The organism is Novosphingobium sp. G106 (assembly GCF_019075875.1).
Classification (GTDB): Bacteria; Pseudomonadota; Alphaproteobacteria; order Sphingomonadales; family Sphingomonadaceae; genus Novosphingobium.
The window spans coordinates 5,811,841-5,836,162 of sequence record NZ_JAHOOZ010000001.1 but is presented as its reverse complement, the minus strand read 5'-3'; the positions used below and the strand labels follow the sequence as shown (position 1 = coordinate 5,836,162).

General features: G+C 65.4%; 26 protein-coding genes and 1 tRNA gene. 9 read left to right on the top strand and 18 right to left on the bottom strand.

The annotated features are described in order from the left end of the window. Positions 1–2: 2 nt before the first annotated feature. The 6 genes from KRR38_RS28445 to KRR38_RS28420 form a co-directional block, all read right to left on the bottom strand. Positions 3–1,193: a sulfotransferase gene (locus KRR38_RS28445; protein ID WP_217406747.1), complete on the bottom strand. Its 1,191-nt coding sequence runs from the start codon at positions 1,191–1,193 to the stop codon at positions 3–5. Positions 1,194–1,332: 139 nt separating this feature from the next. Continuing rightward, a complete protein-coding gene (gene ssb / locus KRR38_RS28440; protein WP_217406746.1) occupies positions 1,333–1,905 on the bottom strand; it encodes a single-stranded DNA-binding protein in 573 nt (190 codons plus the stop codon). Positions 1,906–2,055: 150 nt separating this feature from the next. Beyond that, entirely contained in the window at positions 2,056–3,903 is a 1,848-nt protein-coding gene (locus tag KRR38_RS28435; RefSeq protein WP_217406745.1) for a ferrous iron transporter B, read from the bottom strand. A gap of 1 nt (position 3,904) precedes the next feature. After that, positions 3,905–4,144, bottom strand: coding sequence for a FeoA family protein (locus KRR38_RS28430; RefSeq protein WP_217406744.1), 240 nt, complete (start codon positions 4,142–4,144; stop codon positions 3,905–3,907). 59 nt (positions 4,145–4,203) lie between these two features. Beyond that, on the bottom strand, positions 4,204–4,884 hold the full coding sequence (locus KRR38_RS28425) for a COQ9 family protein (protein ID WP_254515017.1): 681 nt from the start codon (positions 4,882–4,884) through the stop codon (positions 4,204–4,206). Further along, positions 4,868–5,503, bottom strand: coding sequence for an ankyrin repeat domain-containing protein (locus tag KRR38_RS28420; RefSeq protein WP_309141163.1), 636 nt, complete (start codon positions 5,501–5,503; stop codon positions 4,868–4,870). The genes KRR38_RS28425 and KRR38_RS28420 overlap by 17 nt, the downstream gene beginning before the upstream one ends. Positions 5,504–5,584: 81 nt before the next feature. Between KRR38_RS28420 and KRR38_RS28415 the strand changes: the two genes are divergently transcribed. The 6 genes from KRR38_RS28415 to KRR38_RS28390 are packed head-to-tail and all read left to right on the top strand — an operon-like array spanning position 5,585 to position 9,442. Then, positions 5,585–6,199 carry an SCO family protein gene (locus tag KRR38_RS28415; protein ID WP_217406743.1) on the top strand — a complete coding sequence of 205 codons (615 nt, stop codon included), beginning with the start codon at positions 5,585–5,587 and terminating at the stop codon, positions 6,197–6,199. Then, positions 6,187–6,651 carry a YcgN family cysteine cluster protein gene (locus KRR38_RS28410; RefSeq protein ID WP_217406742.1) on the top strand — a complete coding sequence of 155 codons (465 nt, stop codon included), beginning with the start codon at positions 6,187–6,189 and terminating at the stop codon, positions 6,649–6,651. Before KRR38_RS28415 ends, KRR38_RS28410 begins: the two co-directional genes overlap by 13 nt. After that, entirely contained in the window at positions 6,644–7,369 is a 726-nt protein-coding gene (locus KRR38_RS28405) for a M48 family metallopeptidase (RefSeq protein ID WP_217406741.1), read from the top strand. Before KRR38_RS28410 ends, KRR38_RS28405 begins: the two co-directional genes overlap by 8 nt. A gap of 32 nt (positions 7,370–7,401) precedes the next feature. After that, the gene (locus tag KRR38_RS28400) at positions 7,402–7,869 is read left to right on the top strand and encodes a hypothetical protein (protein WP_217406740.1); all 468 of its coding nucleotides are present in this window, start codon (positions 7,402–7,404) and stop codon (positions 7,867–7,869) included. Further along, positions 7,866–8,840, top strand: coding sequence for a bifunctional diaminohydroxyphosphoribosylaminopyrimidine deaminase/5-amino-6-(5-phosphoribosylamino)uracil reductase RibD (gene ribD, locus KRR38_RS28395; protein ID WP_217406739.1), 975 nt, complete (start codon positions 7,866–7,868; stop codon positions 8,838–8,840). The genes KRR38_RS28400 and ribD overlap by 4 nt, the downstream gene beginning before the upstream one ends. Then, on the top strand, positions 8,825–9,442 hold the full coding sequence (locus KRR38_RS28390; RefSeq protein ID WP_217406738.1) for a riboflavin synthase: 618 nt from the start codon (positions 8,825–8,827) through the stop codon (positions 9,440–9,442). The genes ribD and KRR38_RS28390 overlap by 16 nt, the downstream gene beginning before the upstream one ends. A gap of 6 nt (positions 9,443–9,448) precedes the next feature. Here KRR38_RS28390 and KRR38_RS28385 read toward each other — a convergent pair whose 3' ends face one another. Next, entirely contained in the window at positions 9,449–10,045 is a 597-nt protein-coding gene (locus KRR38_RS28385; protein ID WP_309141162.1) for a TetR/AcrR family transcriptional regulator, read from the bottom strand. Positions 10,046–10,117: 72 nt separating this feature from the next. On the opposite strand from KRR38_RS28385, the gene bdcA reads away from it, so the two are divergent. Continuing rightward, entirely contained in the window at positions 10,118–10,831 is a 714-nt protein-coding gene (gene bdcA, locus KRR38_RS28380; RefSeq protein WP_217406737.1) for an SDR family oxidoreductase, read from the top strand. Between the two features lie 48 nt (positions 10,832–10,879). Here the strand turns inward: bdcA and KRR38_RS28375 are convergent, their stop codons facing one another. The 4 genes from KRR38_RS28375 to KRR38_RS28360 all read right to left on the bottom strand — a co-directional run bounded on the left by KRR38_RS28375 (position 10,880) and on the right by KRR38_RS28360 (position 17,078). After that, positions 10,880–12,058, bottom strand: a complete 1,179-nt coding sequence (locus KRR38_RS28375; RefSeq protein WP_217406736.1) for an aromatic amino acid transaminase — start codon at positions 12,056–12,058, stop codon at positions 10,880–10,882. A gap of 62 nt (positions 12,059–12,120) precedes the next feature. Next, positions 12,121–14,304, bottom strand: a complete 2,184-nt coding sequence (locus KRR38_RS28370) for a TonB-dependent receptor (protein ID WP_217406735.1) — start codon at positions 14,302–14,304, stop codon at positions 12,121–12,123. A gap of 284 nt (positions 14,305–14,588) precedes the next feature. Further along, entirely contained in the window at positions 14,589–15,347 is a 759-nt protein-coding gene (locus KRR38_RS28365; RefSeq protein WP_217406734.1) for a DUF1134 domain-containing protein, read from the bottom strand. A gap of 162 nt (positions 15,348–15,509) precedes the next feature. Then, positions 15,510–17,078 carry a bifunctional GNAT family N-acetyltransferase/carbon-nitrogen hydrolase family protein gene (locus tag KRR38_RS28360; protein WP_309141161.1) on the bottom strand — a complete coding sequence of 523 codons (1,569 nt, stop codon included), beginning with the start codon at positions 17,076–17,078 and terminating at the stop codon, positions 15,510–15,512. A gap of 135 nt (positions 17,079–17,213) precedes the next feature. Here KRR38_RS28360 and KRR38_RS28355 point away from each other — a divergent pair. Together KRR38_RS28355 and KRR38_RS28350 are read left to right on the top strand one after the other, a co-directional pair. Further along, positions 17,214–17,306: transfer RNA gene (locus KRR38_RS28355), tRNA-Ser, on the top strand. A gap of 185 nt (positions 17,307–17,491) precedes the next feature. Beyond that, entirely contained in the window at positions 17,492–18,742 is a 1,251-nt protein-coding gene (locus tag KRR38_RS28350; RefSeq protein ID WP_217406733.1) for an integrase arm-type DNA-binding domain-containing protein, read from the top strand. Here KRR38_RS28350 and KRR38_RS28345 read toward each other — a convergent pair whose 3' ends face one another. Genes KRR38_RS28345 through trbJ form a run of 7 tightly spaced genes read right to left on the bottom strand, consistent with a single transcriptional unit; the run spans position 18,743 to position 24,319 of the window. After that, the gene (locus KRR38_RS28345) at positions 18,743–18,940 is read right to left on the bottom strand and encodes an AlpA family transcriptional regulator (protein ID WP_217406732.1); all 198 of its coding nucleotides are present in this window, start codon (positions 18,938–18,940) and stop codon (positions 18,743–18,745) included. Beyond that, on the bottom strand, positions 18,933–19,163 hold the full coding sequence (locus tag KRR38_RS28340) for a DUF2274 domain-containing protein (RefSeq protein WP_217406731.1): 231 nt from the start codon (positions 19,161–19,163) through the stop codon (positions 18,933–18,935). The genes KRR38_RS28345 and KRR38_RS28340 overlap by 8 nt, the downstream gene beginning before the upstream one ends. Before the next feature lie 9 nt (positions 19,164–19,172). Beyond that, entirely contained in the window at positions 19,173–20,369 is a 1,197-nt protein-coding gene (locus tag KRR38_RS28335; RefSeq protein ID WP_217406730.1) for a TrbI/VirB10 family protein, read from the bottom strand. Beyond that, entirely contained in the window at positions 20,366–21,310 is a 945-nt protein-coding gene (trbG, locus tag KRR38_RS28330) for a P-type conjugative transfer protein TrbG (RefSeq protein ID WP_217406729.1), read from the bottom strand. The genes KRR38_RS28335 and trbG overlap by 4 nt, the downstream gene beginning before the upstream one ends. Beyond that, positions 21,307–22,107, bottom strand: a complete 801-nt coding sequence (gene trbF, locus KRR38_RS28325; RefSeq protein ID WP_217406728.1) for a conjugal transfer protein TrbF — start codon at positions 22,105–22,107, stop codon at positions 21,307–21,309. Before trbF ends, trbG begins: the two co-directional genes overlap by 4 nt. Further along, positions 22,107–23,423: a P-type conjugative transfer protein TrbL gene (gene trbL / locus KRR38_RS28320; RefSeq protein ID WP_217406727.1), complete on the bottom strand. Its 1,317-nt coding sequence runs from the start codon at positions 23,421–23,423 to the stop codon at positions 22,107–22,109. Before trbL ends, trbF begins: the two co-directional genes overlap by 1 nt. Continuing rightward, positions 23,420–24,319: a P-type conjugative transfer protein TrbJ gene (gene trbJ, locus KRR38_RS28315; protein WP_217406726.1), complete on the bottom strand. Its 900-nt coding sequence runs from the start codon at positions 24,317–24,319 to the stop codon at positions 23,420–23,422. The genes trbL and trbJ overlap by 4 nt, the downstream gene beginning before the upstream one ends. Positions 24,320–24,322 lie beyond the last annotated feature (3 nt).

Below are 24,322 nucleotides of genomic sequence, written 5' to 3'. Positions count from 1 at the left end.
CGTCATTCCACGCCGAAACGCTTGCCGTAGTCGGCGAACATCTCGGCGATCCATGCCTCCTCGACGCCGAGCGCCTCGTAGGAGTAGGGATAGCGGCCATAGCGATCGACGCGGTTGTCGGGGTCCGCCAGCCAGGCCGTCACACCCGCCGCGAAGTCGGGCGTGACGGGCCGGTCCAGCCAGCCGTAGATCTTCTCGATCATCGCCATCGGAGCCGCCGAGAGATCGCGGAAGCTGATATGCATGATGCGCGGATCGTCGATCAATTCGCTGGTCAGGAGCCGATCGAAAGCCGCTTTCATGCTGAGCGCGAAATTGCGTGCCCAGTCGCGCCGGTCCTTCGGCTTGCCGGCCACGGTATCGAACAGCACGTTGCTCAAGGTGACGAGCGAGGCAAACATCTCGGTCATCGGACGATGCGCCCAGATGCAGCGCGCGTCGGGATAGGCCGCGAAGATCGCATCGAGGTGATGCTGCGCCGCGGGCGACTTGCATATCCACTGCGTCTTGCCGGTGTTCCACTGGAAGTGCTGCAGCACCTCGCGGTGGAAGGCGAAGGCCTCGGCTTGGTCGTTGCTGAGGATCGCGCCTTCGAGCGTCGGCACGCGGAACAGATAGTAGGGATAGGCATAACGGAAATCGAGCGTGAGGACCTCCTCGTCCTCGCAGAGCTGCAGCGCACCCTTGTCGATATAGGGGTGCATCGGCCGCTGAGCAGGACAGAAGTCCATCCAGGCTTCCATCGCGCGCTGGGCATAGGCCATCCGCCCCGAGGCGATCGGGCCCGCGCCCGGCGGCGGCGACGGCGTGAGGACGTTCCAGCTCTGCAGCGCCAGCACCGCGGGATCCTCGGCCAGCAGCGAGTGCAGGAAGGTCGTGCCCGAACGGGCGAAGCCGATGATGAAGACCGGCTGTTCGATCTTCTCCGCGACGATGCCGGGAAAGCGCCGGCGATCGAGCCCGATCAGCAGGCGGCTCACGAGCAGCTTCTGCAGCTGCCGTTTCATGCCGTCGAGCTCGTCGGGCCGGTAGGGTCCACGCGCGTTGATCCAGTCGATCATCGCGCCGAAGCGGTGACGAAGGCCCTTGTCGGCGAGTCCGCGAGCGCCGCTTTCTCCCTCGGCCCAGGCAAGGATCTCGTCCGCGCTGAGCGTTCCCATGGATTCGTGTGAAGCAAGGCCTGTTTCGGTCATTCTCGATCCCGTACGAATACGATCGGCCAGTGCGGCGTCGCATTCATCCTTCGCCGCTCAGCCTAGCGCTCAGCGGAAAGCCGGTCTCGATATCCCGAGCGCGCCTGTCGATAGCCCAACCGCGCGCGCCAAAGTCAGCTTAAAACGGGATGTCGTCGTCGAGATCGTCGCCAAAGCCGCCGCCACCGCCGCGCGAGCCGCCACCCGTCGAGCCACCGCCGGACGAACCGCCGCCACCCCAGTCGCCGCCGCCGCCGCTGCGACCGCCGGCACTGCCGCCGCCCGACCGGCCACCTCCCATGCCGCTGTCATCCCAGCCGCCACCGCCGCTGCGACCACCGCCGCCGCCGCCGCCAGCACCCGGAGCGCCGTCGAGCATGGTCAGCACGCCGTTCATGCCGACCGAGATTTCGGTGGTGTAGCGGTCGTTGCCCGACGCGTCCTGCCACTTGCGCGTGCGCAGCTGGCCCTCGATGTAGATCTTGCTGCCCTTCTTGAGGAAGCGCTCGGCCACGCCGACAAGGCCGTCGGACTGCAGCACGACGCTGTGCCACTCGGTCCGCTCCTTGCGCTCGCCGGTGTTCTTGTCCTTCCAGTTCTCGGACGTGGCGATGCGCAGGTTGGCGATGCGCCCGCCGTTCTGGAAGCTCTTGACCTCCGGGTCCTGACCGAGATTGCCGATCAGGATGACCTTGTTGACGCTGCCTGCCATCGAATCGCCTCTTAGTATGCCGAAGGGTCCGGCTACACCGAACCGTCGCCCCTGCGAAGGCAGGGGTCTAGATAAGCTGGAGATATCGCGATCGGTCGCCTGAAACGCAACCTCATCTGGGCCCTGCCTTCGCAGGGGCGACGGAAAAGGTTAGAGGCCTAACGCGACCGCCGACCAATAGGTAATGCCCGCGAAGACGTAGGCGAGGCCGAACAGATAGGCGAGCATGAAGCCCGGCCATTTCCACCCGTTCGTTTCCCGCCGGGTGACCGCGATCGTCGACATGCATTGCGGCGCGAAGACGAACCAGGCGAGGAACGCGAGCGCGGTCGGCAGCGTCCAGTGCGCCTTGAGCTGGTCGCCAAGCGCTACCGCCGTCTTGTCGTCGTCGGCCGAACCGGCCACGGCATAGGCCGTCGCCAGCGAACTCACCGCCACTTCGCGCGCCGCCATCGCCGGGATCAGCGAGAGCGCGATGTCGCGGTTGAAGCCGATCGGCTCGACCACCACAGCCAGACCGTTGGCCAGCTTGCCCGCGATCGAGGCGTCGACCTGGTTCTGCCCTGGCTCGGCGCGCGGGAAATTCAGCAGCAGCCACAGGACCACCGTGACCATGAAAATGATCGTGCCGGCGCGGCGCAGGAAGATCCAGGCACGCTGGAACAAGGCGATCGCCATGTCCTTGGCCCGCGGCATCTGGTACTTCGGCAGTTCCATGATGAAGCCGCTGGCCGCGCCCTTGGTGACCGAGCGCCGCAGGACCAGCGCCACCACCATCGCCCCGACGATCCCGATGACATAGAGCCCGAACAGCACCAGCCCCTGCAGGCCGACGCCCAGCGAACCCACCGCGCGGTTGGGGATGAAGGCCGCAATGATCACGGCATAGACCGGCAGCCGCGCCGAACAGGTCATCAGCGGTGCGATCAGGATCGTCGTCAGCCGGTCCTTGGGATCGGTGATGGAGCGCGTCGCCATGATACCCGGGATCGCGCAGGCGAAGCTCGACAGCAGCGGGATGAAGCTGCGGCCCGAAAGCCCAACATGCGCCATCAGGCGGTCCATCAGGAAGGCCGCGCGCGCCATGTAGCCCGAGGCTTCCATGGCGAGGATGAAAAAGAACAGAATGACGATCTGCGGCAGGAACACCACGACCGAACCGACGCCCGAGATGATGCCGTCGGTCAACAGGTCGCGCAGCAAGCTGGGCGCCATCTCCGCGCGGACGAGATCGCCCAGCAGGCCGACCCCGGCGTCGAGCGCGTCGGCAAAGGGCGTCGCCCAGGCGAAGACCGCCTGGAACACGACGAACAGCAGCGCGAAGAGGATCAGCGGCCCGATCCAGGGATTGAGCAGAACCCCATCGAGCTTCGAATGCAGCCGATGCCGCGCGGTCTCCGAGACGATCGCCGCGTCGGCAATGGCATGGGCCGTGACCCGGCGCTCGGTCAGCATGACATGCGCCAGAGCGTGATCGACATGGCGCGGCTCGGCCACTTCGATCGCCTCGGCCAGCTCGACAAGGCCGCGGCGGCGGACGGCCACGGTCGGGACCACGGGGACGCCGAGCGCCTCCTGAAGCGCCTTGGGATCGAGCACCAGACCGTCGCGCTCGGCCAGGTCGACCATGTTGAGCGCAACCACGGTGGGCTTGCCCAGCGCGATCAGTTCCTGTGCGAAGACGAGATGCTGCTCGAGGTTTGAGGCGTCGAGCACCACGACCAGCACCTCGGGCGAGGCCTCGCCGGGAAACTTGCCGTAGACCACCTTGCTGGTCACTTCCTCGTCGGGGCTGGTCGGATCGAGGCCGTAGGCGCCGGGCAGGTCGGTCAGCTCGATCGGCTGGCCGCTGGGCAGCACGAGCCGGCCGGACTTCCGCTCGACGGTGACGCCCGGATAGTTTGCGATCTTCTGCCGCGCCCCGGTCAGCGCATTGAACAGCGCGCTCTTGCCCGCATTGGGATTGCCGACCAGCGCTGCACTGCGATGGCGAGTCACTTCAGATCGCCTCGACCTGCATCGCCTGGGCGTGCACCCGGCGAAGCGCCACGGTCATGCGGCCGATCATGATCGAGATCGGGTCGCGGCCACCGAACACGCCGCGGTGCGAGACGGCGATCCGCGCGCCCTCGTCGATGCCGAGCGCGCGCAGACGCTGCGCTTCCTCGTCGACGAGCAGCGACCAGTCGACCGCGACGATGCGCGCGCGCTGCCCGATGGGAAGTAGATCAAGCGTCATCGCCCACCGCTGCCAGATTGCCGGGGTATTTGCAACTGGTTCGCAATAGAAACTGGCGCCTAGCGCGCCGGGTAGCGCAGCCGCCCGAGGAAGCGCACCAGGCTGGGCCGCTCCTCGCCATTGCCCATGAGCTGCGCCTTGGCCTTTTCGAAGCGCCCCACCCCGGCGAGCCGGCGATCGAGGAAGGCGAAAGTGTCGGCCTTGTCCTCGCTCTTGTCGTCGACGAAGATCGCCAGCGTCGCGACATAGACCCCGGCCAGGATCGCGCGCTTGGTATAGTGGTTATAGTCGGTCGCCGTATCGCCAGCGAGCCGCCACATGGCGTCGGCGCTTTCCCAGCCGAGCCGCAGCGATCGGCGCGCATTCTGCGGCATGGCCATGATCGCCAGTGCGCGGCGCAGCGCTTCCTCCTGCCCGGTAATCGCGCCCAGACGGAACTGCAGCAGACGGCGCACGCGCTTGTGCACTGGCATCGCCGCTAGCGTTTCCGCGGGCAGCTCACGTTCCATCGCGGCGTCGACATGGCCGATCCAGGCACCGATCATGTCCATCGCCCCGCCGGAAAAGGCATAGGCGGCGACATGCGGATCGACGCCAGTTTCGGCAGCAGCGGCGGCAACCGCCTCGGCGCTCCAGCCATCGAACACCGCCGCCGCGGCAATCCGCGGGGCGAGTTCGAGCCGAAGCTCCTCGACGGTTAGATCGTCGGTAGCGGTCATGGCGTCAGAACGAAGGCCCATAGACGCGCCCGCTGCCGGGCCGCTGGCTCGCCGGCTTGGCACTGGCCTGGATCTCGGCGAGCATGCCCCCGGCTGCCCCGTCGAGCGTGGCATAGTCGCGCGCCGAGCGTCCAGAATTGTCCTTGCGGTCGGGATCGGCGCCGGCCTTGAGCAGGATACGCGCCATCTCGGTATTGCGTCGGTGCACCGCCGAGATCAGCGGCGTCTCGCCGGCGTCGTTGGGATCGTCGATCCGCGCCTTGCTCTCAACCAGCAGTTCGATGCCCTCGATGAAGCCGAGGTTGGAAGCGAGTTGCAGCGGCGTCACGCCCTGGGCATCGCGCAGGTTCACATTGGCGCCCCGACCGATCAGGAAGGACATCCAGGTCAAGTCGCGGCGCTCGGTAACGATGTGCAGCGCGGTCCGTCCGGTGGTCACGTCGCGGGTGTTGACGATAGTCGATCCCGGCTCGTTCAGCGCTTCCTCGACCTTGGTGCCGTCCTTCTTGCGAACCGCTTCGAGAAACTTCCATCCCGCCGAAAATTGCGCCTGCGCGGGGCTCGCGGTCAGAACCGCCCCCGCCAGCAGCGTAACGAGGATGCGCAGCACCCCGGTCCGCCACTTGCCTGCCTTGATCACCCGAGTACCTCCTGTTGAGCGTCGCCTTCAAGCCCACAGGCTTGCGGCAACTCCTCCTTGCGAAGCGCGGTTTAGCAGAGCATGAACCGCCGCGCCATGACCAACCCTTTTCGTGTTCTGAACTCACTTTTCCTGCCCCTGCTGCTCGTCGCCTGCGGCGGCCCCGCGAACCAGCCGGCCGCCGAACGCCCGCCGCTCGAAGGCGCCGCGATCGGCGGGCCATTCACCCTGGTCGACAAAGCGAACCGTCCGGTCCGCTGGGACGATTTCGCCGGCCGCTATCGGATCGTCTATTTCGGTTACTCCTTCTGCCCCGATGCCTGTCCGATGGACGTGCAGAAGATGATGCAGGGCTATGCACTGTTCGAGAAAGCTTCGCCCGGGCCGGCGAAGAAGGTCCAGCCGATCTTCATCACGATCGACCCGGCGCGCGACACGCCTAAGGTGGTCGGCGAGTTCGCCGCGGCCTTCTCGCCGCAGCTCCTGGGCCTGACCGGTACTCAGGCGCAGATCGATGCCGCGGCCAAGAGCTTCGCGATCTATCACGCCAAGGGCAACGAGACCCCCGGCGGCTACCTGATGGACCACAGCCGCATCGCCTACCTGATGGGCCCCAAGGGCGAGCCGATCGCCATGCTGCCCGTCGACAAGACGCCGCAGGACGTTGCGGCGGAACTGGCGAAATGGGTGAAGTAGACAAGTTCTGGGAGCGCCCGCTCGCTTCCCTGTCGCGCGCCGAATGGGAAGCGCTCTGCGACGGCTGCGGCAAATGCTGCCTGCACAAGGTCGAGGACGAGGACACCGGCGACGTCTACCCCACCAACGTCGCCTGCAAGCTGCTCGACCTCAAGTCCGCGCAGTGTAAGGACTACAAGCACCGCCGCGCCTTCGTGCCCGATTGCCTGCGGCTGACCCCGCGCCTCGCCGGCACGCTCGAATGGCTGCCCGACACCTGCGCCTATCGCCTGCGCGCGGCCGACGAGCCGCTGCCCGCCTGGCACTATCTGATCAGCGGCGACCGCGACGCCGTCCACCGCGCGGGTGCCTCGGTCGTCGGCAAGGCGGTCAGCGAGGACGTCGCCGGTCCGCTCGAACACCACATCGTCTGGCCCTCGGAAGACTACGATGCCGAGGACCGGGATGATTGACTGGCTCAAGCGCAACCCGCGCGAGGTGCCGGTCATCGAGATCGACGGACATGTCCTGCCGATCGTCATCCGCCGGCTGAGCAATGCGCGCCGCATGACCATGCGCGTCGCGCCGGACGGCAGCGAGGTGCGTCTTTCGCTGCCGCGCTGGGGCCGCACCGCCGAGGCCCTGGCCTTCGCCCGCTCGCGCCGCGACTGGCTCGCCGAGCAGATCGCCGCCATGCCCAAGGCCCAGGTGCCCGAGGCGGGCGGCGTCATACGCTATCGCGGCGAGACACTGCGGATCGACCACACGCTGCAAGGCCGTCGCAAGCCCGAACTCGCCAACGGCGCGATCCGCATCGGCGGTCCGGTCGAATCGCTACAGGCGCGGCTCAAGCGCTGGCTCGAGGCCGAGGCGCGCGCGCTGCTGGCCGATGACCTGACCTTCTACTGCGCGCGCGCCGGCCGCGCCGCGCCCAAGCTGGCGCTGTCCAATGCACGCCGCCGCTGGGGCTCCTGCGGGCCCGACGGGGCGATCCGGATCAACTGGAGGCTGGTGATGGCGCCGGACTTCGTACGCCGCTCGGTCGTCGCGCACGAAGTCGCGCATCTCGTCCATTTCGACCACAGCCCGCGGTTCCACTCGTTGCTGGGCGAACTGTTCGAAGGCAACCTTGACCAGGCGAACGCCTGGCTGAAACGCGAAGGCCGCGGGCTCTATTCGTCCTTCGGCTAGCGAAAGCGGCCAAGCTCGCCTATCTAGCGGCGATGGCCCTCATTCGCTCCCGTAGTTTCCTGCGCAACGTCAGCAGCCCACGCGGCATGGTCGAGGACTTCATGGAAGTCGTCCGCCAGGCCGGCGACAACCGCTGGCGCATCGGCGTCGCCGCCGCCATCTGCACTGTCGCGGTGTTCTCGGTGATGTGGAACGAAGGTGGGCGCGGGAAGCCGAAGCCGCCCGAGATCACCTACATCACCGTCTGGGACCCGCACCGCACCGAGGACGAGATCATCGCTTCGAACATCGCCAACCAGAAGCGCAAGGAACGCCTCGCCGCCGAACAGGCCAGGCGCGAGGAAGACGTGAAGCAGATGTACATGGCGCTCGGCCGCGCCACCGGCATGGACGTCGACGCCATCGCCAAGAAGGCCAAGGCCGACCAGGCAGCGGAGGCGGCGCGCGAGAAGGCGGCGGTTCAACCGCAGGCACCGACCAAGGATAGTCCGGCCAAGTGAGCGACGACGCGCGCTGGCTGGCTGCGGCCGCGAGCGTGGCGGCGCGTGGCCTGCCGCTGAGCCGGCCCAATCCCGCCGTCGGCGCGGTGATCGTCAATGACGGACGCGTGGTCGGCCGCGGCTGGACCCAACCTGGCGGCCGGCCCCATGCCGAAGCGATGGCGCTCGCAACGGCCGGCGCGGCGGCCAAGGGTGCAACGCTTTACGTGACGCTCGAACCCTGCGCTCACGAGAGCCCGCGCGGCCCCGCCTGCGCCGCGCTGGTCGCCGCTTCGGGGCTCGCCCGAGTCGTCGTCGGCGCCCAGGACCCGGACCCGCGGACGGCCGGCGAAGGCCTCGCCAAGATGCGTGCCGCGGGTATCGTCAGCGAGCTTCTGGCAATACCTCAAGTCGACTTGAGCCTTGCCGGATACCTGTCGCAGCGCACCCGGAAACGCCCGCACGTGACGCTGAAGCTGGCCACCTCGCTCGACGGCTGCATCGCACTGGCGAACGGCCAGAGCCAGTGGATCACCGGCGATGCGGCGCGCGCCCACACCCATGCGATGCGCGCGCGCGCCGATGCGATCCTCGTCGGCGGCGGCACACTGCGCGCCGATACGCCGCGGCTCGACGTGCGGCTGCCGGGGCTCGGAGACCGCAGCCCCGAACGCTGGGTGCTGACGCGTGGTGAAGCGCCCGACGGTTGGTGCGCCCTGCCCTCGCCCGAAGCCGTTTCGGACATGGGTGTGCAGTACCTCTTCGTCGAAGGGGGGGCGCAGACCGCCACCGCCTTCCTCGCTGCCGGGCTGGTCGACCGACTGCTACTCTACCGCGCGCCGATCGTCATCGGCGGCGGCATGCCCACGGTCGGCGACATCGGGCTCAGCTCGCTCGCCGAAGCACACGGCAAATGGCGTCTCGCCGACCGTCGCCAGCTTGGCAGCGACACCCTCGAAGTGTACGAGGCCCTCCCATGTTCACCGGCATAGTCACCGCTCTCGGCACGATCCGCGAAGCCCGCCAGCAGGGGGACCTGCGCGCGGTCATCTCCTGCCCCTTCGATCCCGCCGGGATCGCCATGGGCGCCTCGATCGCCTGTTCGGGCACCTGCCTGACCGTGGTCGACAAGGGCGGCGTCGCGGGTGACGCCTGGTTCGCGGTCGACATCTCGGGCGAGACAGTGGCCTGCACCGTCCCCGGCCGCTGGGACGTGGGTAGCCGGCTCAACCTGGAGCCGGCGCTCAAGCTCGGCGACGAGCTCGGCGGGCATATCGTCACCGGCCACGTCGACGGGGTGGGCACGGTGGTCGAGGTCCTTCCCCAAGGCGATTCGCACCGCGTTACCATCGCCGCGCCGCATGCGCTGGCGCCCTACCTCGCGCCCAAGGGCTCGATCACGGTTGACGGCGTCTCGCTGACCGTGAACGACGTCGCCGACCAGGCCGACGGCAGCTGTCACTTCATGCTCAACATCATCCCGCACACTTCGGAAGTGACAACGCTCGGCGCGCTGGCCGCGGGTGCCCAGGTAAACCTCGAGATCGACGTGCTGGCGCGCTACCTCAAGCGGATGCAGAGCCTGCGCGGATAAGCCCGGCTAGGATCGCCAGGCTGCGTCGATGGCCGTCGAAGCCATAGCCGCCATGTCCTGCATCCGCGCTTCGGACCAGCCTTCGCGCGCGCTCGCTGACATGCCCGACATCGTCAGGTCGACGAAGTCGGCGAGGCGGTCTGCCACCGCCGGTCTTTCCAGCGCTATGTAGTCCCTGATGCGCTGAAGCGTCGCCGCGCGGTATTGCCGCGCCGCGACTGCGCCGTCCGCATCGGGCGAGGACCGGGCCGCTTCGATGACGAGGCAGCCGGCCTCCAGCGGGTTCGCCACGTAGATGCTGGCCGCCGCGGTAAGCAGCTCGGTCAGAGCTTCGGGCACGTTTCGGCCCGGCCGGAGAATATCCTCCAGCGGCAAGGCAGAACCGGCGTACCGTTCGAGCACTTTGTCGAACAGCGCCGCCTTGCTGCCGAACGCGGCGTAGAAGCTGGGCGGATTGATGCCCAGCGCGTCAGTCAGGTTGCTCAGGCTGACGCCGTCATAGCCGCGCTCATGGAACAGCCGCTGCGCGGTCCCCAGCGCGCCTTCGACATCGAAGGTCCGGGGGCGTCCGCGCGGCCGTTCGACCTTTTTTGTATCGATCACTACATTAATCCTTGAATCGATCTTCGTATGCGTTTATGTAGCGATCATTACAGATTATCCAAGGAGCATGAAATGACCGATTTTGCAGGGAAGAACGTCCTCGTCATCGGCGGTAGCCGCGGCATCGGCGCTGCCATCGTCTCGCGGCTCAGCGCCGATGGCGCCAAGGTCGCCTTCACTTATGCAGGCTCGCGCGAAGCCGCGCTCGACCTGGCGGCGTCGACCGGGTCAGAAGCGATCCGCTCGGACGCGGCGAACCGGCAGGAACTGATCGACACCGTGCGCGGGCGCGGCGGCCTGGACGTGCTGGTGATCAACGCTGGTACGTTGGTGTTGGGCGATGCGCTCGAACTCGATGCCGACGCGATCGACCACATGATCGACGTCAACGTGCGCGCGCCCTACCACGCGGCGGTCGAGGCGGCGCGCCAGATGCCCGATGGCGGGCGTATCATCGTGATCGGTTCGACCAACGGCGATCGCATCCCCTTTGCCGGAGGCGCCGCCTACGCGCTGACGAAGTCGGCGGTGCAAGGCATGGTTCGCGGGCTCGCGCGCGATTTCGGTCCGCGCGGCATCACGATCAACGCCGTGCAGCCCGGCCCCGTCGATACCGACATGAACCCGGCCGACGGCCCGATGGCCGATACGATGCACAGCTTCCTGGCGATCAAGCGCCACGGCCGGCCGGACGAGATTGCGGGCCTGGTGGCCTACCTGGCGGGACCGGAAGCCGGCTTCATCACTGGCTCCTTCCAAACGATCGACGGCGGCTTCGCCGCCTGACGGGGCTTGGTCCGAGGGCTGGCGCAATCGCCGGCCCTCGGAGCCAAATCAGCCGGTCACGTCCGCGACGGCGGCGATGAACTTGTCGATATTGCCCGTGGTCAGGCCGGCGACGTTGATGCGGCCCGAACCGGCGAAATAGATGCCGTGCTTCTCGCGCATCGCCTGCACCTGCTCGGGCGTGAAGGGGATGATCGAGAACAAGCCGTTCTGCCCGCCGATCGGCGTCAGGTCGACACCGCCGACCTTGCCCGCCGCGGCCAGCTTGGCGCGGACCTGGCGCATGCGCTCGCGCATCGTGTCGAGCTCGTCGAGCCAGTTCCGGGTCAGCGCCTCGTCCTCGAGCACCAGCCGCACCGCCGCCGCACCATGATCGGGCGGCTGCGACCAGTTGGCACGCGCCAGGGCATGACCGTTCGACATCGCCGCGGTCAGCTGCGAGGCATCGCCCACCATGATGTAGAAGGCGCCGACGCGGTCGCGGTAGAGGCCGAAGTTCTTGTCGTTGCTGTAGGCGATCAGCGCCTCGGGCACCGAGACGAGGACGCGGCGCATGCCGTAGGCGTCCTCTTCCATGCCCATGCCGAGGCCCTGATAGGCGAGGTCGAGCACGGGCAGCAGCTTCTTCGCCGCCAGCAGACCGGCGATCTCGTCCCAGTGGGCGTTGGTATAGTCGATGCCCGTCGGGTTGTGGCAGCACGACTGCAGCAGGAAGGCATCGCCTTCCTCAGCATCGGCGACTGCCGCCCTGAACGCCTCGATATCGGCCGTGCCCTCGGGCGTCGCGTGGTTGAAGGTCTTCATCTCGAGACCAAGATCGGCGCAGATCTGCGCGTGGTTCGGCCACGAAGGCACGCCCATCCAAACGCGCTTGACCTGCGCCTTCTTCACCACCGCTAGCGCCAGGCGCAGCGAGCCCGTACCGCCCGGGGTCTGCATGCCCTCGATCCGGCCACCCAACGTCGGGTCGTCCTTGCCGAAGATGTAAGGCATCAGCGCCGTGACGAAGCCCATGTCGCCCTCGGGGCCGAGATAGGCTTTGGTCTCCTGCGTTTCGACCAGCTTCTTCTCGGCCGCCTTGATCGACGCGAACACGGGCGTGTCGCCCTGTCCGGTCTTGTAGACGCCGACGCCGAGATCGATCTTGTCGGCGCGCGGATCCGCGTTGTGGAGCTTGATCAGCGCAAGAAGCGCGTCGGCGGGCTGTTGCTGGAGGTTGGTAAGCATGACGGCGCGCCCTTAACCCCCGCCGGTGGCCGGGGGCAAGGGCTTTCCGCGATCCATCCGCGCTAGAAGCTCTTCGTGATCCCCGCGAAGAAGCCGCGGCGCTGGCCATACTGGGGGGCGCCCACGCCGACCCCGGAGCCATCGCGGATCAGATAGGTCTTGTCGAACAGGTTGAGCACGTCGAACCGGACCGTCAGGCCCTTGAGAACCCCCGGTCCGTCGAAGTTCTGCGCGATCCCCAGGTTGGCGGTGAAATAGCTGGGCAGCTTGCCGCCATTGGGCACGATACCGTTCGGATCGTCGGCCCGCAGACCGTCGCCATAGAGGAAATCCGCGGTCGGCACGAGCGTGCCGAGCCCGTTCTTGATCGTCACGCTGCCGCCGCCCGAGGCCGTCCACTTCTGCGAATGGTCGGTGTAGATATAGTGATTGGCGATATAGGCGAGCTCGTCCGGGGCGAAGAAGAACTGGCTCGAGATGATGTTGCGGCCCTTCTCCTCGCCGTGCGCGAGATTGGCGTAGAGCGAAAACGGCCCCTGCGTATAGCTGGTGCGGAACTCGACGCCCCAGGCATAGCCGTCCTTGTAGTTGAACGGCGACAGGACCAGCGACGATCCGAACTGCCCCTCGTCGAGCAGGTTGTGCTTCTTCTTGTAGTAGGCATCGAGGCCCACGATGAAACCCTTGGCGATCTCCTGCTCGACGCCGCCGTCGAAATAGTGCTCGCGCTCGGCGCGGACAGCGCCGCCCTCCGTTATTTCCGAGGCTTTGGTGGTGCCGTTGAAGGCGGTGACCGTAGTCGTCGCGACGAGCTCCTGCGGCGGCGGCGTGAAGTTGCGAGCGTACCCGATGTGGAACGTGGTTCCCGGCGCGGGCTTCCACACGAGATTGGCCCGCGGGCTGAGCTGCTGTTCGCGCGTGTAGGCCCGCACCACGTCGAAGCGGGCGCCGAAGTTGAACGTCAGCGTCGGCGACAGCGTCCATTCGTCCTGTAGGTAGACGCCGTAGAGCTGGCCGGTCTTGCCGGCGTCGTTGGTTATGGTCAGCGGCACGTCGGTGGTCTGATCGCCGTCGGCGTCGACCGGGAACACGCGCGAGGAGACCAGCGAACGCGTCCGCTCGTTCTGGAAGAAGGCACCGAACCGAACCGTGTGCGCGTCCGACAGCTTGTAACTGGCGTCGAGCTGCACGCCGATCGCCAGGCTCGACAAGCGCGAGGTGTCGGCAGAGCCGTTGAAGATGATGTCGCCGCCCTGGGGATCGGGGGTGAACCGGGTTTGCGAATAGCGCACGAAAGGCGCGAACTGGAAATTGAAGGCGTCGCCGGCATATTGATAGACCGCGACGCCATAGTGCGTGATTTCGCGCTGGTTCTGATCGAGATCGGCCGAATCGAAGCTCGACCTGCCGTTCAAGGTATAAGGCGCATCCGGCACCTGGCCCCGAATGTTCGGTATCTGGAAGTGGCCGATGGCGGTGCCGCCAAACACGGTGATGCGGCTGGAATCGGAAAGGATATCGGACAGGTAACCGAAGGCGCGATACTGCCGCGTGCGATCATGAATGGCGTCGCGCGACGCAGTCGGATTTTCGACCCCCAGATCGTTCTGCAGGAAGCTACCCGAGAAGAAGTAGTTGAGGTTGCCGGACGACCCGCGCAGCGTCGCGCTGGGCTGGATCGTGCCGAAGCTGCCGCCATAGATACCGATGTCGCCGCCGCTGTCGAAGGCGCCGGTCTGGGTCTTCAGGCTGACCACACCCGATGTCCGGTAGCCATATTGCGCGGGCAAGGTCCCGGTAATCAGGTCGATCGAGTCCGCCACCCGCGGGTCGAAGGTCTGGCCGAACCCGGCGATGCTTTCGGGCACGATGACGCCGTTGAGCCGGTATTGCAGATTGCCGTGTTCGTTGCGGACATGGACCGCGCCGTAGCTGTCCAGCGTGACGCCCGGCGCGTGGACCAGGACCTGGGTCAGATTGCGGTCGGCGCCGCCGGGCTGGTTGTCGAGAACCTTTCGGTCGAAGGTGAAATCGCCCGCGCCGAGCGAGGGTTGGATCGCATCGCGCGCGCTGTCGAGCCGCTTCGCCGTGACGACGATGTCGCCCGAGCCGCCGTCGGGCGCCTCTGCCGCTTCCGCCGCCTCGGCGCGCGCGGCCACGGGTGTGAGCAGGGCTATCGCGGCGCAGCCTGCAGAGAGCAGGGCGCGGCGGAGCTTCGAATCAGTGTTACAATGTATCATCGTCATGACGTCGCTCGATAGGCGCGCGCGAGCGATGTGACAATATCACATTACATGAATTCGGGGTAATCTTGGGATGGCCCGCCGCTGCGCCGAGGCCGCTTTCCTACATCGCGGTCTTGTGAGACGGTAGCAGGGTCTTTGACATCGTCGGGAGAAGCAGCCGCGTCCAGGGTGACACCCCTCCTTGAAAAGTGTCACCAGCTATTTTGCGGAATGTTCTCTAGTTTTCAAATAATTGTCGGTAGTTCAGCAGGGTGACAGGGTGTCACTTGTGTCACCCTGTCCGGTCAGAACGGCAGCCACTTCTGCTTGTCGGAAAACTTCATGTAGCCGGCGTTGATGCCGAAGCGCAGCCCGGCACCCATGCGGACCGGCACCAGCACGACATTGCCGCGGCGCAGGTAGCTGACATTGAAGCCGCCGACGAGATAGGCCTGGCCCTCGCCCGCGCCGAAGCGGTGATAGAGGTCCTGCGTGTCGTAGAGGTTGTAGACCAGGACGAAGGCGTTGCCGGCATTGGCGCCGGCGTCGAAGCCGATCGACGGCCCCGTCCAGTAGACCGGTCGTTGGCCCTCGACCTTGTGATGCAGCGTGCCCGAGCCATAGCGCAGTCCGACGACCAGCGCACCGCCGCCTTCGCGGCCGATGATGTAGCCGTTGGGTTCGCCCTGCTTCCTGAGGATATCCTCGATCATCATGGCCAGGCCGCGCGAGCCCTTGCCGAAGACGCCTTCGGCAGCGCCGATCAGGTCGTCCTTGTGGAAGGTCGAGCCGTTCTGCGGCGCATTTTCCGCCGCCGCCACGCTCGTGGCCGAGAATTGCTGCGCCGGCGCGGTCGGAGTTGCCGGATAGACCGGATCGATCGTGGGCGAGGAAGCAGGCGCCGCCGGCACGGTCACCGGATCGGTCCGCGCGCCGGAAAGATCGGCATCGATCGCCTTGTCGGGATCGACCGAACGGATCTGCGCCGCAGCGGGCGACGCGATCATGGCGAGAGCCGAGACGACCGCGAATGCAGCCGTTCCAAGAGAAGTGTTGCGCGCCATCGTGCTTGCCTCCGTACCCAGGCAGTCCGCCCTGGACTTTTGCGTGAGGCCTGCCTGAACCCATTATGGTTAACAGACTCTTACCCGTCCGCCCGCAATGCGCGGGCGACGAGGCGAATCGGATTTGCGGCCAGACGAGTCGAACGGGGCTTAATCCAGCCCCTACCGCTCCTTCCAGGCCACGCGGTAGAGGTCGAAGCGCCGGTCCTTGAGGTTCTGCACCGCGCCCGACTGGCGGCTGGTCAGCAGGTCGTCGAGGCTGAGATCGGCAATCGCAATCGTCTCGGTGTTGGGCGCCGTGTCCGCCGCCACGCCGTCGCGCGCGAAGGGAAAGTCGGACGGGGTCAGGATCGCGCTTTCGGCATAGTGCACGTCCATGTTCTCGACGTTGGGCAGGTTGCCGACGACGCCCGAGGTGACGACGTAGCACTGGTTCTCCACGGCGCGCGCATGGCAGCAATAGCGCACCCGCAGGAAGCCGCGGCGCTCGTCGGTGCAGAAGGGCACGAACAGCAGCAGCGCGCCCTGGTTGCAGAGGTGACGGGCGAATTCGGGGAATTCGGGATCGTAACAGATCATCACCCCGATCGGGCCGCAGTCGGTGGGAATGACATTGGCGCCGTAGCCGCCCTTGATATTCCACCAACGCCGCTCGGCCGGCGTCGGATGGAGCTTGTCCTGAGTATGGACCGAACCGTCGCGCAGGAAAACGTAGGCGATGTTGCGGATGTCGCCGTTGTCCATCCGCGTAGGATGCGAACCGCCGATGATGTTGATGTTGTAGCTGACCGCGAGCGCTTCCATGAACTTGCGGTAGCGCTCGGTATAGTCGGCGATCTTGTCGATCGCGGCGGCGGGATCGAGCTTCTTCTCCTCGATCGACAGCAGTTCCAAGGTGAACAGCTCGGGAAAGCAGACGAAATCGGAATTGTAGTCGGCGGCGACGTCGACCCAGTATTCCACCTGCTCCTCGAATTCGTCGATCGCCTGGATGCGGCGCATCTGGAACTGCACCGTCGCCACCCGAACCGAATAGGGCAACCGCGCATTGCGGCGATGGAGGCGGAACTTGGTCTCCTCGGGCGCCAGCGGATTGGGCCAGAACATGACCACGCCGTTGCCGCCGCTCTGGCGGTCCTCGGGAATATAGCCGGGCAGGACGCTTCGCGGCTCGAACCCCTGGTTGAGCTGAAAGTTGATGACCTGATCGCGGATCTGCTTCTCGGCGACAGCCTTCACATAGTCCATCGGATCGGGATACTGCCGCCGCTTGCGCGCATAGCCCGGCATGCGGCCGACGATGACGATGCCTTTCAGCTCGAACTCGTCGCACAGCTCCTTCCGCTTGCGATAGAACCGCTCGCCGATGCGCAGCCGGCGAAAATCGGGATCGACGCAGACTTCCATGCCGTAAAGGATGTCGCCATTGTCGGGCGGTAGCTTGCCGAAGCCGGCGCCGGTGATCTCGTTCCAGCTGTGTGGAGCAAAGGCCTGCTTCGACGAGACGATCAAGGTCGCACAGTGGCCGACGATCTTGCCCTCGTATTCCGCGACGACCTGCCCGTCGGGGAAGTTGTTGATCAGCCCGCAAATCTGCGCGGTCGAGAAGGCATCGGCCTTGCCGTAGACTTTCGTCGAGAGCGCCGCGATCGGCTTGGCATCCGCGGCGACAGCCTGGCGGACGATGAGTTTCGCTTTGGAATCGGCCATCGCGCCAAGGTAGTGGCACACCGCTCATAGTCCAGCTTGACCGATTGCCCGGAAATGCGCCCCGCACCGTCAATCCCCAGGATCGTAAAATCGCGCCGAGCCCCCCTTGCCGCCCCGCGGAGCCCCCGCTATAGCGCCCCCTCGCCGCTGCGATCCGGAGACGTGGGTGAGTGGCTGAAACCAACGGTTTGCTAAACCGTCGTACTGGTAAATCCGGTACCGAGGGTTCGAATCCCTCCGTCTCCGCCAGAACCGCATTTTCCTACATCCCCCAATGCGTTCCGGTGCCTTTAAAGGCATTGATTTCATTATCTTTTTGTCCGCCGATGTAGCCGGAGGTCGTGGGACGCCCGCTGACGACTGTGGGGTACGGTGTGGGGCTGGTGTGGGGTCGGGGGCTTTTTTTCCAGGCCCGATTCTGCTACAATTCGGCCATGGGTAAGCTGACCAAAGACCTGGTACGCACGCTCTCTGAGCCGGGCCGCTATTCGGACGGCGATGGCCTCATCCTTCAGATCAGCACGAGCGGCGGCAAGAGTTGGCTCCTCCGGGTTCAGATCAACGGGCGACGGCGCGATATCGGTTTAGGTCGGGTCGACGAAGTCCCGTTGACCAAGGCCCGTGCCAGCGCCGCGGAGATGCGAAAGCTCGCTCACGCAGGAATTGATCCGCTCGAAGAGCGAAGGAAGGAGCGGATCGTCGTCCCGACATTCGAGGAAGCGGCCAAGCAGGTTCACAAGGAACTGCTGGGCGCCTGGAAGAACGGCAAACATACCGATCAATGGCTCACGACGCTAAGGCTCTATGCGTTTCCGAAGCTCGGGAAGCTCCGGGTCGATGAGATAGAAGGTCCGCTGATTCGTGATGTCCTCGCAGACATCTGGCTCAAGATTCCTGAGACGGCGCGGAGGGTCAAACAGCGCATCGGCACAGTGCTGGACTGGTCCTATGCCAAGGGTTTCAGGACGACTGAAGCTCCAATGCGCTCCCTGTCCAAGGGCCTAGCTCGTCAGCCGAAAAAGAGCGTCCATCACGCTGCCATGCGCCATGAAGATCTTCCGAGCTTCGTACAGAAGCTTCGCGCAAAACCCTTGACTGTCGGAAGGGTCGCATTGGAAGCGCTGATTTTAACGGCGACGCGATCGGGTGAAATTCGAGGTGCGCGCTGGCAGGAACTCAGCGATGATTTCTCTGTGTGGACGATACCAGGCGAGCGTATGAAGGCAGGAGTGACCCATGCCATCCCCCTGTCGAAACAGGCAGCGGACATCTTCCGTCTTGCCAAAGGTTTCCAGATCAAGGACTGCGACTTGGTATTCCCTGGGCAGATTTCACAATCGCCGCTTTCCGACATGACATTGCTGGAAATTCTGCGCGGCATGGACACCGGCGTCACGGTCCACGGATTTCGCTCGACGTTCCGCGACTGGGTTGCCGACATTACGGACTATCCTCGCGAAGTCGCGGAGGCCGCGTTGGCTCACACTCTCGAAAACAAGGTGGAAGCGGCCTACCGTCGGACAGATTTCTTCGCCAAGCGGCGCAAGTTGATGGAGGATTGGGCGAATTTTTGCGCCGCAACTGCGGCGTCACCTGTCGCCACCCGCATCGCTAAGCCTGTCAAAACACGATCGCGCCGGGTGATGGCTAGCTCGCAACCGACGCGCCAGCGCTCCAAGGCATGATCAAGATTTCATGTGTCTTGCGACGTAGTCCTGAAGGCTTTGCAGGATAACCAACCGGGCCCGACCCACCTTGATTGTCGCGACCTCGCCGCCATCCATGAGGTCGTAGAATTTCGAACGGCTAAGGCCGAGCATGGCCATAGCCGTTGGAATTCTCACGGTAAGCCGTTCGGGCTGCGCGCTAATCGGCTCATCCATTTCCGGTCACCAACCGCTCGCGGGCCTTCGCAAATTCGCGATCGCTGGCGAGAAATGCTGCCAGCATGTGCGGAATCAGATCAGCGAGGGGCTCGGATTGACCATAGGTCTCGTTGTAAACGGCCGCATAGTCCACGAGCGCACGATGCAGGTCCGGTAGTATTGAAATTGCAAATTTGACCGGAGTGCGATCCGGGATCTTGCCAAGTTTTAGCTCTGCCATGTTTACTTCCTAGCCGCGCCACGGCGCGAGGATGAGGTCCTTGTGAACGACCAGGCGCACGGTTGCGCCAGGCCGAATCATTATTGTCGGTTGGATGTTGAGGCTGCGGGATGTCAGCTGGTCGCCTGCACGGGACACGTTTTGCTGAGTCGATTCCCGGATCGCCTGGACAAGGTCGCTCTCGCCCGTAACCGTGAGTTCTGACCCGACCCCGAGCAGCGTCGCCAAGGCAACGCCCTTCAGCAGCGCCCAGGTGTGAAAGTCGACCTTGTCTTGCAGGCCCGAATATCCGGACGCATCGGTGGCCGGGACATTGTCGATCCGCAGCGAGCTACCATCAGGCAACATGATCCTTTGCCAGACGATCAACGCGCGTTTCTGGCCGAAGGCCACGACACTGTCGTAGCTCCCGATCAGCCGTGATCCTTGTGGAATGAGCAGGATGCGGCCGGTCGGACTGTCGAAAACCTGACTGGTCACCTGGGCCGTGACGAGACCTGGGAGGTCCGACCGTAGTCCCGTGATCAGGCTTGCCGAAATGACGCTTCCTGCCGACAACAGAAACGGTGATGGCGGGGGCACGAGCCCGTGCGGATTGATGTCGCCCTTCTGGTCGAGCGCTCCAACGAACTGCGCTTTACGTACCTGGGCACCCGGATCGCGATCGGGATCGAGCGGGGGACCGGCCACCTCGGCCGCTGGGGTCGACGCCGGAGTGGTAAGAGCTACAGGGATCGATGAGACGGCCACCCCCGCCCTGCCTTGAATCAACAAGCCGGACTGGCGGGCAGCTTTCAGTTCAGCCAGCTCACGTTCGCGTTCCTGCGCGGCTGCTTGCGCCATGGGGTCCTGGGTCGTGACAGTCTCCATCGCCATCGCGCGTTGGTGTTCGAGGATCGGCCGGCCAAGGTCGCCGGGCAAGGCCGGCCCCAGCTTCGGCGCATCGCCATAGGTTGCGGGCAACCCGTTCAGCGCATCTGTCGCGACCCGAGAGCTGGGTTCGGACAGTTCGGGGCGTTCCGCGAGCGCCGAAAAGACTTGAGGCTTCAGCGCAACCCAGGTGACCGCAACGAGGCTCACCGAGCCCAGCGCGGCAATCCCGACGATAACTCTTCGGCGAAAACGGATGGGGCGGGCCGGCCGTGTTCGAATGGCCAAGGTCTCCGGATCGAGCTTGGCAGTTTCTGAGATGACAGCCTCGCTCATGATCTCTTGCTCCCGCGGGCTCGCCCATCACCCAGGCGCTCGATGCGAACGATCTGCTGCTTGGCTGTGCCAAGGCGAAGTTCCGCGGCGTCGAAGATCCGATCGACGACATAGAAACGCCCTTGAACGCGGTAATTCACGAGCTCGACCTCGCCGCTGGCGCCGATGACGAACAAGGGCGGAGCATCTGTGACCGCGATGCTCGGGCTGAACTCGACGAAGGTTTGCCGGCCATCGTCGAAGGCACGTAGCGGTCGCCATGCCGGCCGGTCGCCGCTGACCCGGTAGTCAAAATGCAGGCCATCGAGCGCCACGCCCGCCGCGATCGGAGCAACGGCTGCGGCCCGATCGGCCGAGCGCCGCAGCGCGATCAGTTCGTCGGCCGGGTAGGTCCAGGACAGCGCCGCCATCGCGGTGCGCGGCGTCGCGGTGAGCTGGAGGTGATAGCTGCGCCGATCGGTCGTGATGAAAATATTGGTCGCAAGGCCGGGCGAGAATGGCTTCACCAACACATGGGTCCGCTTGGCATCGCCGGCACCGCTGGTGGTATCACCGATGACCCACCGCACCGTGTCGCCGGCCGCGACCGAAACCAGCCCTTCCCCCGCCTGCAACGCGATGTCGGTAACGGCGCCGGGAGCCGTATAGACCTGGTAGATCGCGCCCTCACTGAACGGGTAGACCTGCACGGCATTCACATAGCCATGCGACTGCGGCTGTTGGGTAGCCGACCGGTTGGCGCGGGCGACCCGGGCGACCGCGGGCGATTCAGCGCGCCGGCGTAGTGGCTTTCGCGGCACGGCGACTGGCGGGGCGGACACAACCGGCGGCGCAGCCTTGGGTGGCGGACTCGGCTGAGCGACTATCGGCGGCCGAACAGATTGAGCGGAGGCGGCCGCGGCCGTGATGGCGAGAGCGGCAGGAACGAGAAAGAGTTTCATGGGCGGTTCTCCTGCGTCGATGGCGGATCGAGCGGCGATCCCACCGGCTGATTGAGAGGCAAGGCTGGTCTGTTGGATGCGGCTCGATCAGGGTCGGCGACGTGCTCCGCTGGCGGGTCGAGTTCGCGGCTCCAGTCGATCGCGTCGACATAGATGCCGAGCGGATTCTTGCGCAGCGTCTCGGCGTCGGTCGGCGGCTTCGACACAGTGGTCAGGATCGCGGTCCAACGCGACGAGCCGGCAAGCGCACCCCGCTCGAAGGCCGTCTCGGTCCATTTGACCTGGAACGACCTGTCGGACGCACGCACGACGCTCGTCACCTGGACCGATACGGTCAGTTCGCCGACCTGGGCGAAGGGATCTGCCGTCCGCGCGTAGTCGCCGAGGAACTGGCTGCCGCGTTTGGTGGTGAAGTCGTATGCGCCGAGCCAGTCCCGCCGCATAAGGACCGGATCCAGCGAACGCGAACGGATGCTGGTGATGAACCGCGCGAGATGCCAGGCTACCTGCGGGTCGGTCGGGCGATAGCTCGCCTCAGCCGGCGCGATCGCGCGGGTTTCCCCGAGCCTGTCGATTTCGACAACGTAGGGCGTGACCCGGCTTTGCATTGATTGCCAGACAAGTGCTGCCGACAGACCGGCGGCGAGCGTCAAGCTGCCGAAGGCCATCAGACGCCAGTTGCGGGCTTGAACGCGGGCGGAGCCGATCCGCTCGTCCCAGAGTTGTCCAGCACGCTGGTAAGGTGTCTCGGGTTCGGGTGTGCGTCCATAGCGCTGGACGGCGCGTTTGAAGATCATCAGTCATCCCTTTCCTTGATGTCAGGGGTTGCCGAAGCCCCGCCACGATCGCCCTGCTGGACAGCATGAAGCGCGACTTGGCGGTGATGGCGGCCGGTCTGCTGGGCGCGCATGTCGCGAGCCCAGGCCGGCGTATTGTCAGCGGAATCACTTGCGACCGACGAGCGCCCGCCATCAGATTGACCGCCGGAGCGATTGAGCGCGTTCCAGGCTGCGTCGCGGCCTTGCGCCGCCGCTTCGCCAAGACCCAGCGCACTCGACGCCCGGTCGCGGGCAGCGTTTCCGGCAGCGCGCGCCACCCCGCCAAGGCCTGCCGCCATCGATGGCGCGGCGGCGGTTTCCTTACCCAGACCGTAGGCTGTCGATGCGGCGGAGCCCATCGCTGTCCCAGCGCGAACGGCGCCAAGCGCGGATCCGCCGATAGCGCGAGCAGCGCCCATTGTCGCGCCTCCGGCCAGCATGGTGACACCTGCAGCGCCGGCTGTCGTTCCGAGCGCCGCGCCGGCGCCGAGCTGCGGAGCCCCCGCGACCAGACCCGAAGCGATGCCTGGGCCGAAAATGCCGAGCCCGAATATCGTGAGGCTGGCGAGCGCCAGGCTCATCGCTTGGCCAATGTCGGGATTCTGTCCCTGGATCGCCCCGGTGAACTCGCTGAAAAAGTTCGAACCGATACCGACGATCACCGCGAGCACCATGACCTTGATGCCCGAGGAGACGACGTTGCCGAGGACGCGTTCGGCGAGGAAGCTCGTCCGGTTCCACAGGGCAAACGGCACGAGGATGAAGCCGGCGAGGCTCGTCAGTTTGAACTCGATGATCGTCACGAACATCTGCACCGCGAGGATGAAGAAGGTGACGATGACGGTTGCCCAGGCGAACAGCAGTATGATGATCGTTAGGAAATTGTCGAAGAAGGTCGTGAACCCGACCAGCTGCGAGGCCTGATCGAGCAGCGGCCAGGCGGCTGAGAACCCTGTGTTGGCGACATTGCCCGGTCTCATCAGATCGTCTGCCGACAAAGTGCCCCCGCCAGCGGTGAGCCCCGCCTGCGCGAAGGAGCGGAAGATGATGTTCGCCAGCAGCGGGAAGCTGCCCAGGATGAATGCGAAGGCGCCAACGTAGAGGATCTTTTTGACGAACCGGCCGATGACATTGTCTTCGCCGCCCAGAGCCCAAAACAGACCGGCGAGCGTGATGTCGATGCCGATCAGCGTCGCGGTCAGGAAATGGACATCGCCGCCGAGCAGCCCGAACCCGCTGTCGATGTAGCGGATGAAGGCCTGCAAGAAGCGGTCGATGACGTTGAGATCGTTCACGTGGCGGTTCCTCGTGCGAAGTCATGCGAGCGAAGGAAAAGGCCGCGGGGCGAGGTTTGAGAGGAACGCCTCGTCCCGCGGCGGACAGGCGACGGCACATGCGCGGGCCGCCTCCGTCCAGTCCGGCAGCCTACTGACCGGGGGGGCAATCGGGTGTAGGCAGTGCCGGAACCGAGAAAGCGCTTAGTGGCGGCTGCCGCGTCGATCTCGCCCTGAGCGCGGCGCGCCCGTTCGATCGTCTCGGCGCGGAATTGCGCGGCCATCATGTTCTGCAGCTGGAATTGCTGCTTGGCGGTCAGCGCGAGCAGCTGGTTGGTCGCCTGCCCCACCTGCAGCGCCCCTTCAGCGCCCTGGCTTTTTGCCACGAGCGACGACAGCGTTTGCGCATCGGCAGCGACATTCTCGACGACCTGAGCCTGCACGCTCATCGTTTGCTGATAGGCCGACATGGCGGTGTCCAGGCGCGTACGAGCAGCGGCTATCTGGTCGTTAGTTTTGAGCGCTTGACCGAAGTTCTGCGGAAACAGCTGCCTGAACTGCTGATCGAGGCCCGAGACCTGGAAGCGAATGCCCGAGGCCTGCCCCATCAGCCGGTCGATTTGCTGCATGGTTTGCGTGAGCGCCTGCAATTCGGGGAAATCTATCCGCGTCAGGTTCTTCGCCTGATTGATCAGCGAGGCCGCTTCGTTCTGGAGAGATTGAATCTGGTTGTTGATCTGCGTGAGGGTACGGGCAGCGGTCAACAGGTTCTGGCTGTAATTGGTCGGATCGAACACACTGAGCTGGGCATGGGCGGGTTCTGACGACACGGCGAGCCCAATTCCAAGCGCACCGGTGCAGGCGATCGAAAGCAGTGCGGCGGTGACATTTCGGCGAAACGGGTAGCGGGCAGGCATCGT

Coding starts and splice junctions, on each gene's coding strand:
- KRR38_RS28445 (WP_217406747.1), bottom strand. CDS start 1,193: ATGACCGAAACAGGCCTTGCTTCACACGAATCCATGGGAACGCTCAGC.
- ssb (WP_217406746.1), bottom strand. CDS start 1,905: ATGGCAGGCAGCGTCAACAAGGTCATCCTGATCGGCAATCTCGGTCAG.
- KRR38_RS28430 (WP_217406744.1), bottom strand. CDS start 4,144: ATGACGCTTGATCTACTTCCCATCGGGCAGCGCGCGCGCATCGTCGCG.
- KRR38_RS28425 (WP_254515017.1), bottom strand. CDS start 4,884: ATGGGCCTTCGTTCTGACGCCATGACCGCTACCGACGATCTAACCGTC.
- KRR38_RS28415 (WP_217406743.1), top strand. CDS start 5,585: ATGAACCGCCGCGCCATGACCAACCCTTTTCGTGTTCTGAACTCACTT.
- KRR38_RS28410 (WP_217406742.1), top strand. CDS start 6,187: ATGGGTGAAGTAGACAAGTTCTGGGAGCGCCCGCTCGCTTCCCTGTCG.
- KRR38_RS28405 (WP_217406741.1), top strand. CDS start 6,644: ATGATTGACTGGCTCAAGCGCAACCCGCGCGAGGTGCCGGTCATCGAG.
- KRR38_RS28400 (WP_217406740.1), top strand. CDS start 7,402: ATGGCCCTCATTCGCTCCCGTAGTTTCCTGCGCAACGTCAGCAGCCCA.
- KRR38_RS28390 (WP_217406738.1), top strand. CDS start 8,825: ATGTTCACCGGCATAGTCACCGCTCTCGGCACGATCCGCGAAGCCCGC.
- bdcA (WP_217406737.1), top strand. CDS start 10,118: ATGACCGATTTTGCAGGGAAGAACGTCCTCGTCATCGGCGGTAGCCGC.
- KRR38_RS28375 (WP_217406736.1), bottom strand. CDS start 12,058: ATGCTTACCAACCTCCAGCAACAGCCCGCCGACGCGCTTCTTGCGCTG.
- KRR38_RS28370 (WP_217406735.1), bottom strand. CDS start 14,304: ATGACGATGATACATTGTAACACTGATTCGAAGCTCCGCCGCGCCCTG.
- KRR38_RS28365 (WP_217406734.1), bottom strand. CDS start 15,347: ATGGCGCGCAACACTTCTCTTGGAACGGCTGCATTCGCGGTCGTCTCG.
- KRR38_RS28350 (WP_217406733.1), top strand. CDS start 17,492: ATGGGTAAGCTGACCAAAGACCTGGTACGCACGCTCTCTGAGCCGGGC.
- KRR38_RS28345 (WP_217406732.1), bottom strand. CDS start 18,940: ATGGATGAGCCGATTAGCGCGCAGCCCGAACGGCTTACCGTGAGAATT.
- KRR38_RS28340 (WP_217406731.1), bottom strand. CDS start 19,163: ATGGCAGAGCTAAAACTTGGCAAGATCCCGGATCGCACTCCGGTCAAA.
- KRR38_RS28335 (WP_217406730.1), bottom strand. CDS start 20,369: ATGAGCGAGGCTGTCATCTCAGAAACTGCCAAGCTCGATCCGGAGACC.
- trbG (WP_217406729.1), bottom strand. CDS start 21,310: ATGAAACTCTTTCTCGTTCCTGCCGCTCTCGCCATCACGGCCGCGGCC.
- trbF (WP_217406728.1), bottom strand. CDS start 22,107: ATGATCTTCAAACGCGCCGTCCAGCGCTATGGACGCACACCCGAACCC.
- trbJ (WP_217406726.1), bottom strand. CDS start 24,319: ATGCCTGCCCGCTACCCGTTTCGCCGAAATGTCACCGCCGCACTGCTT.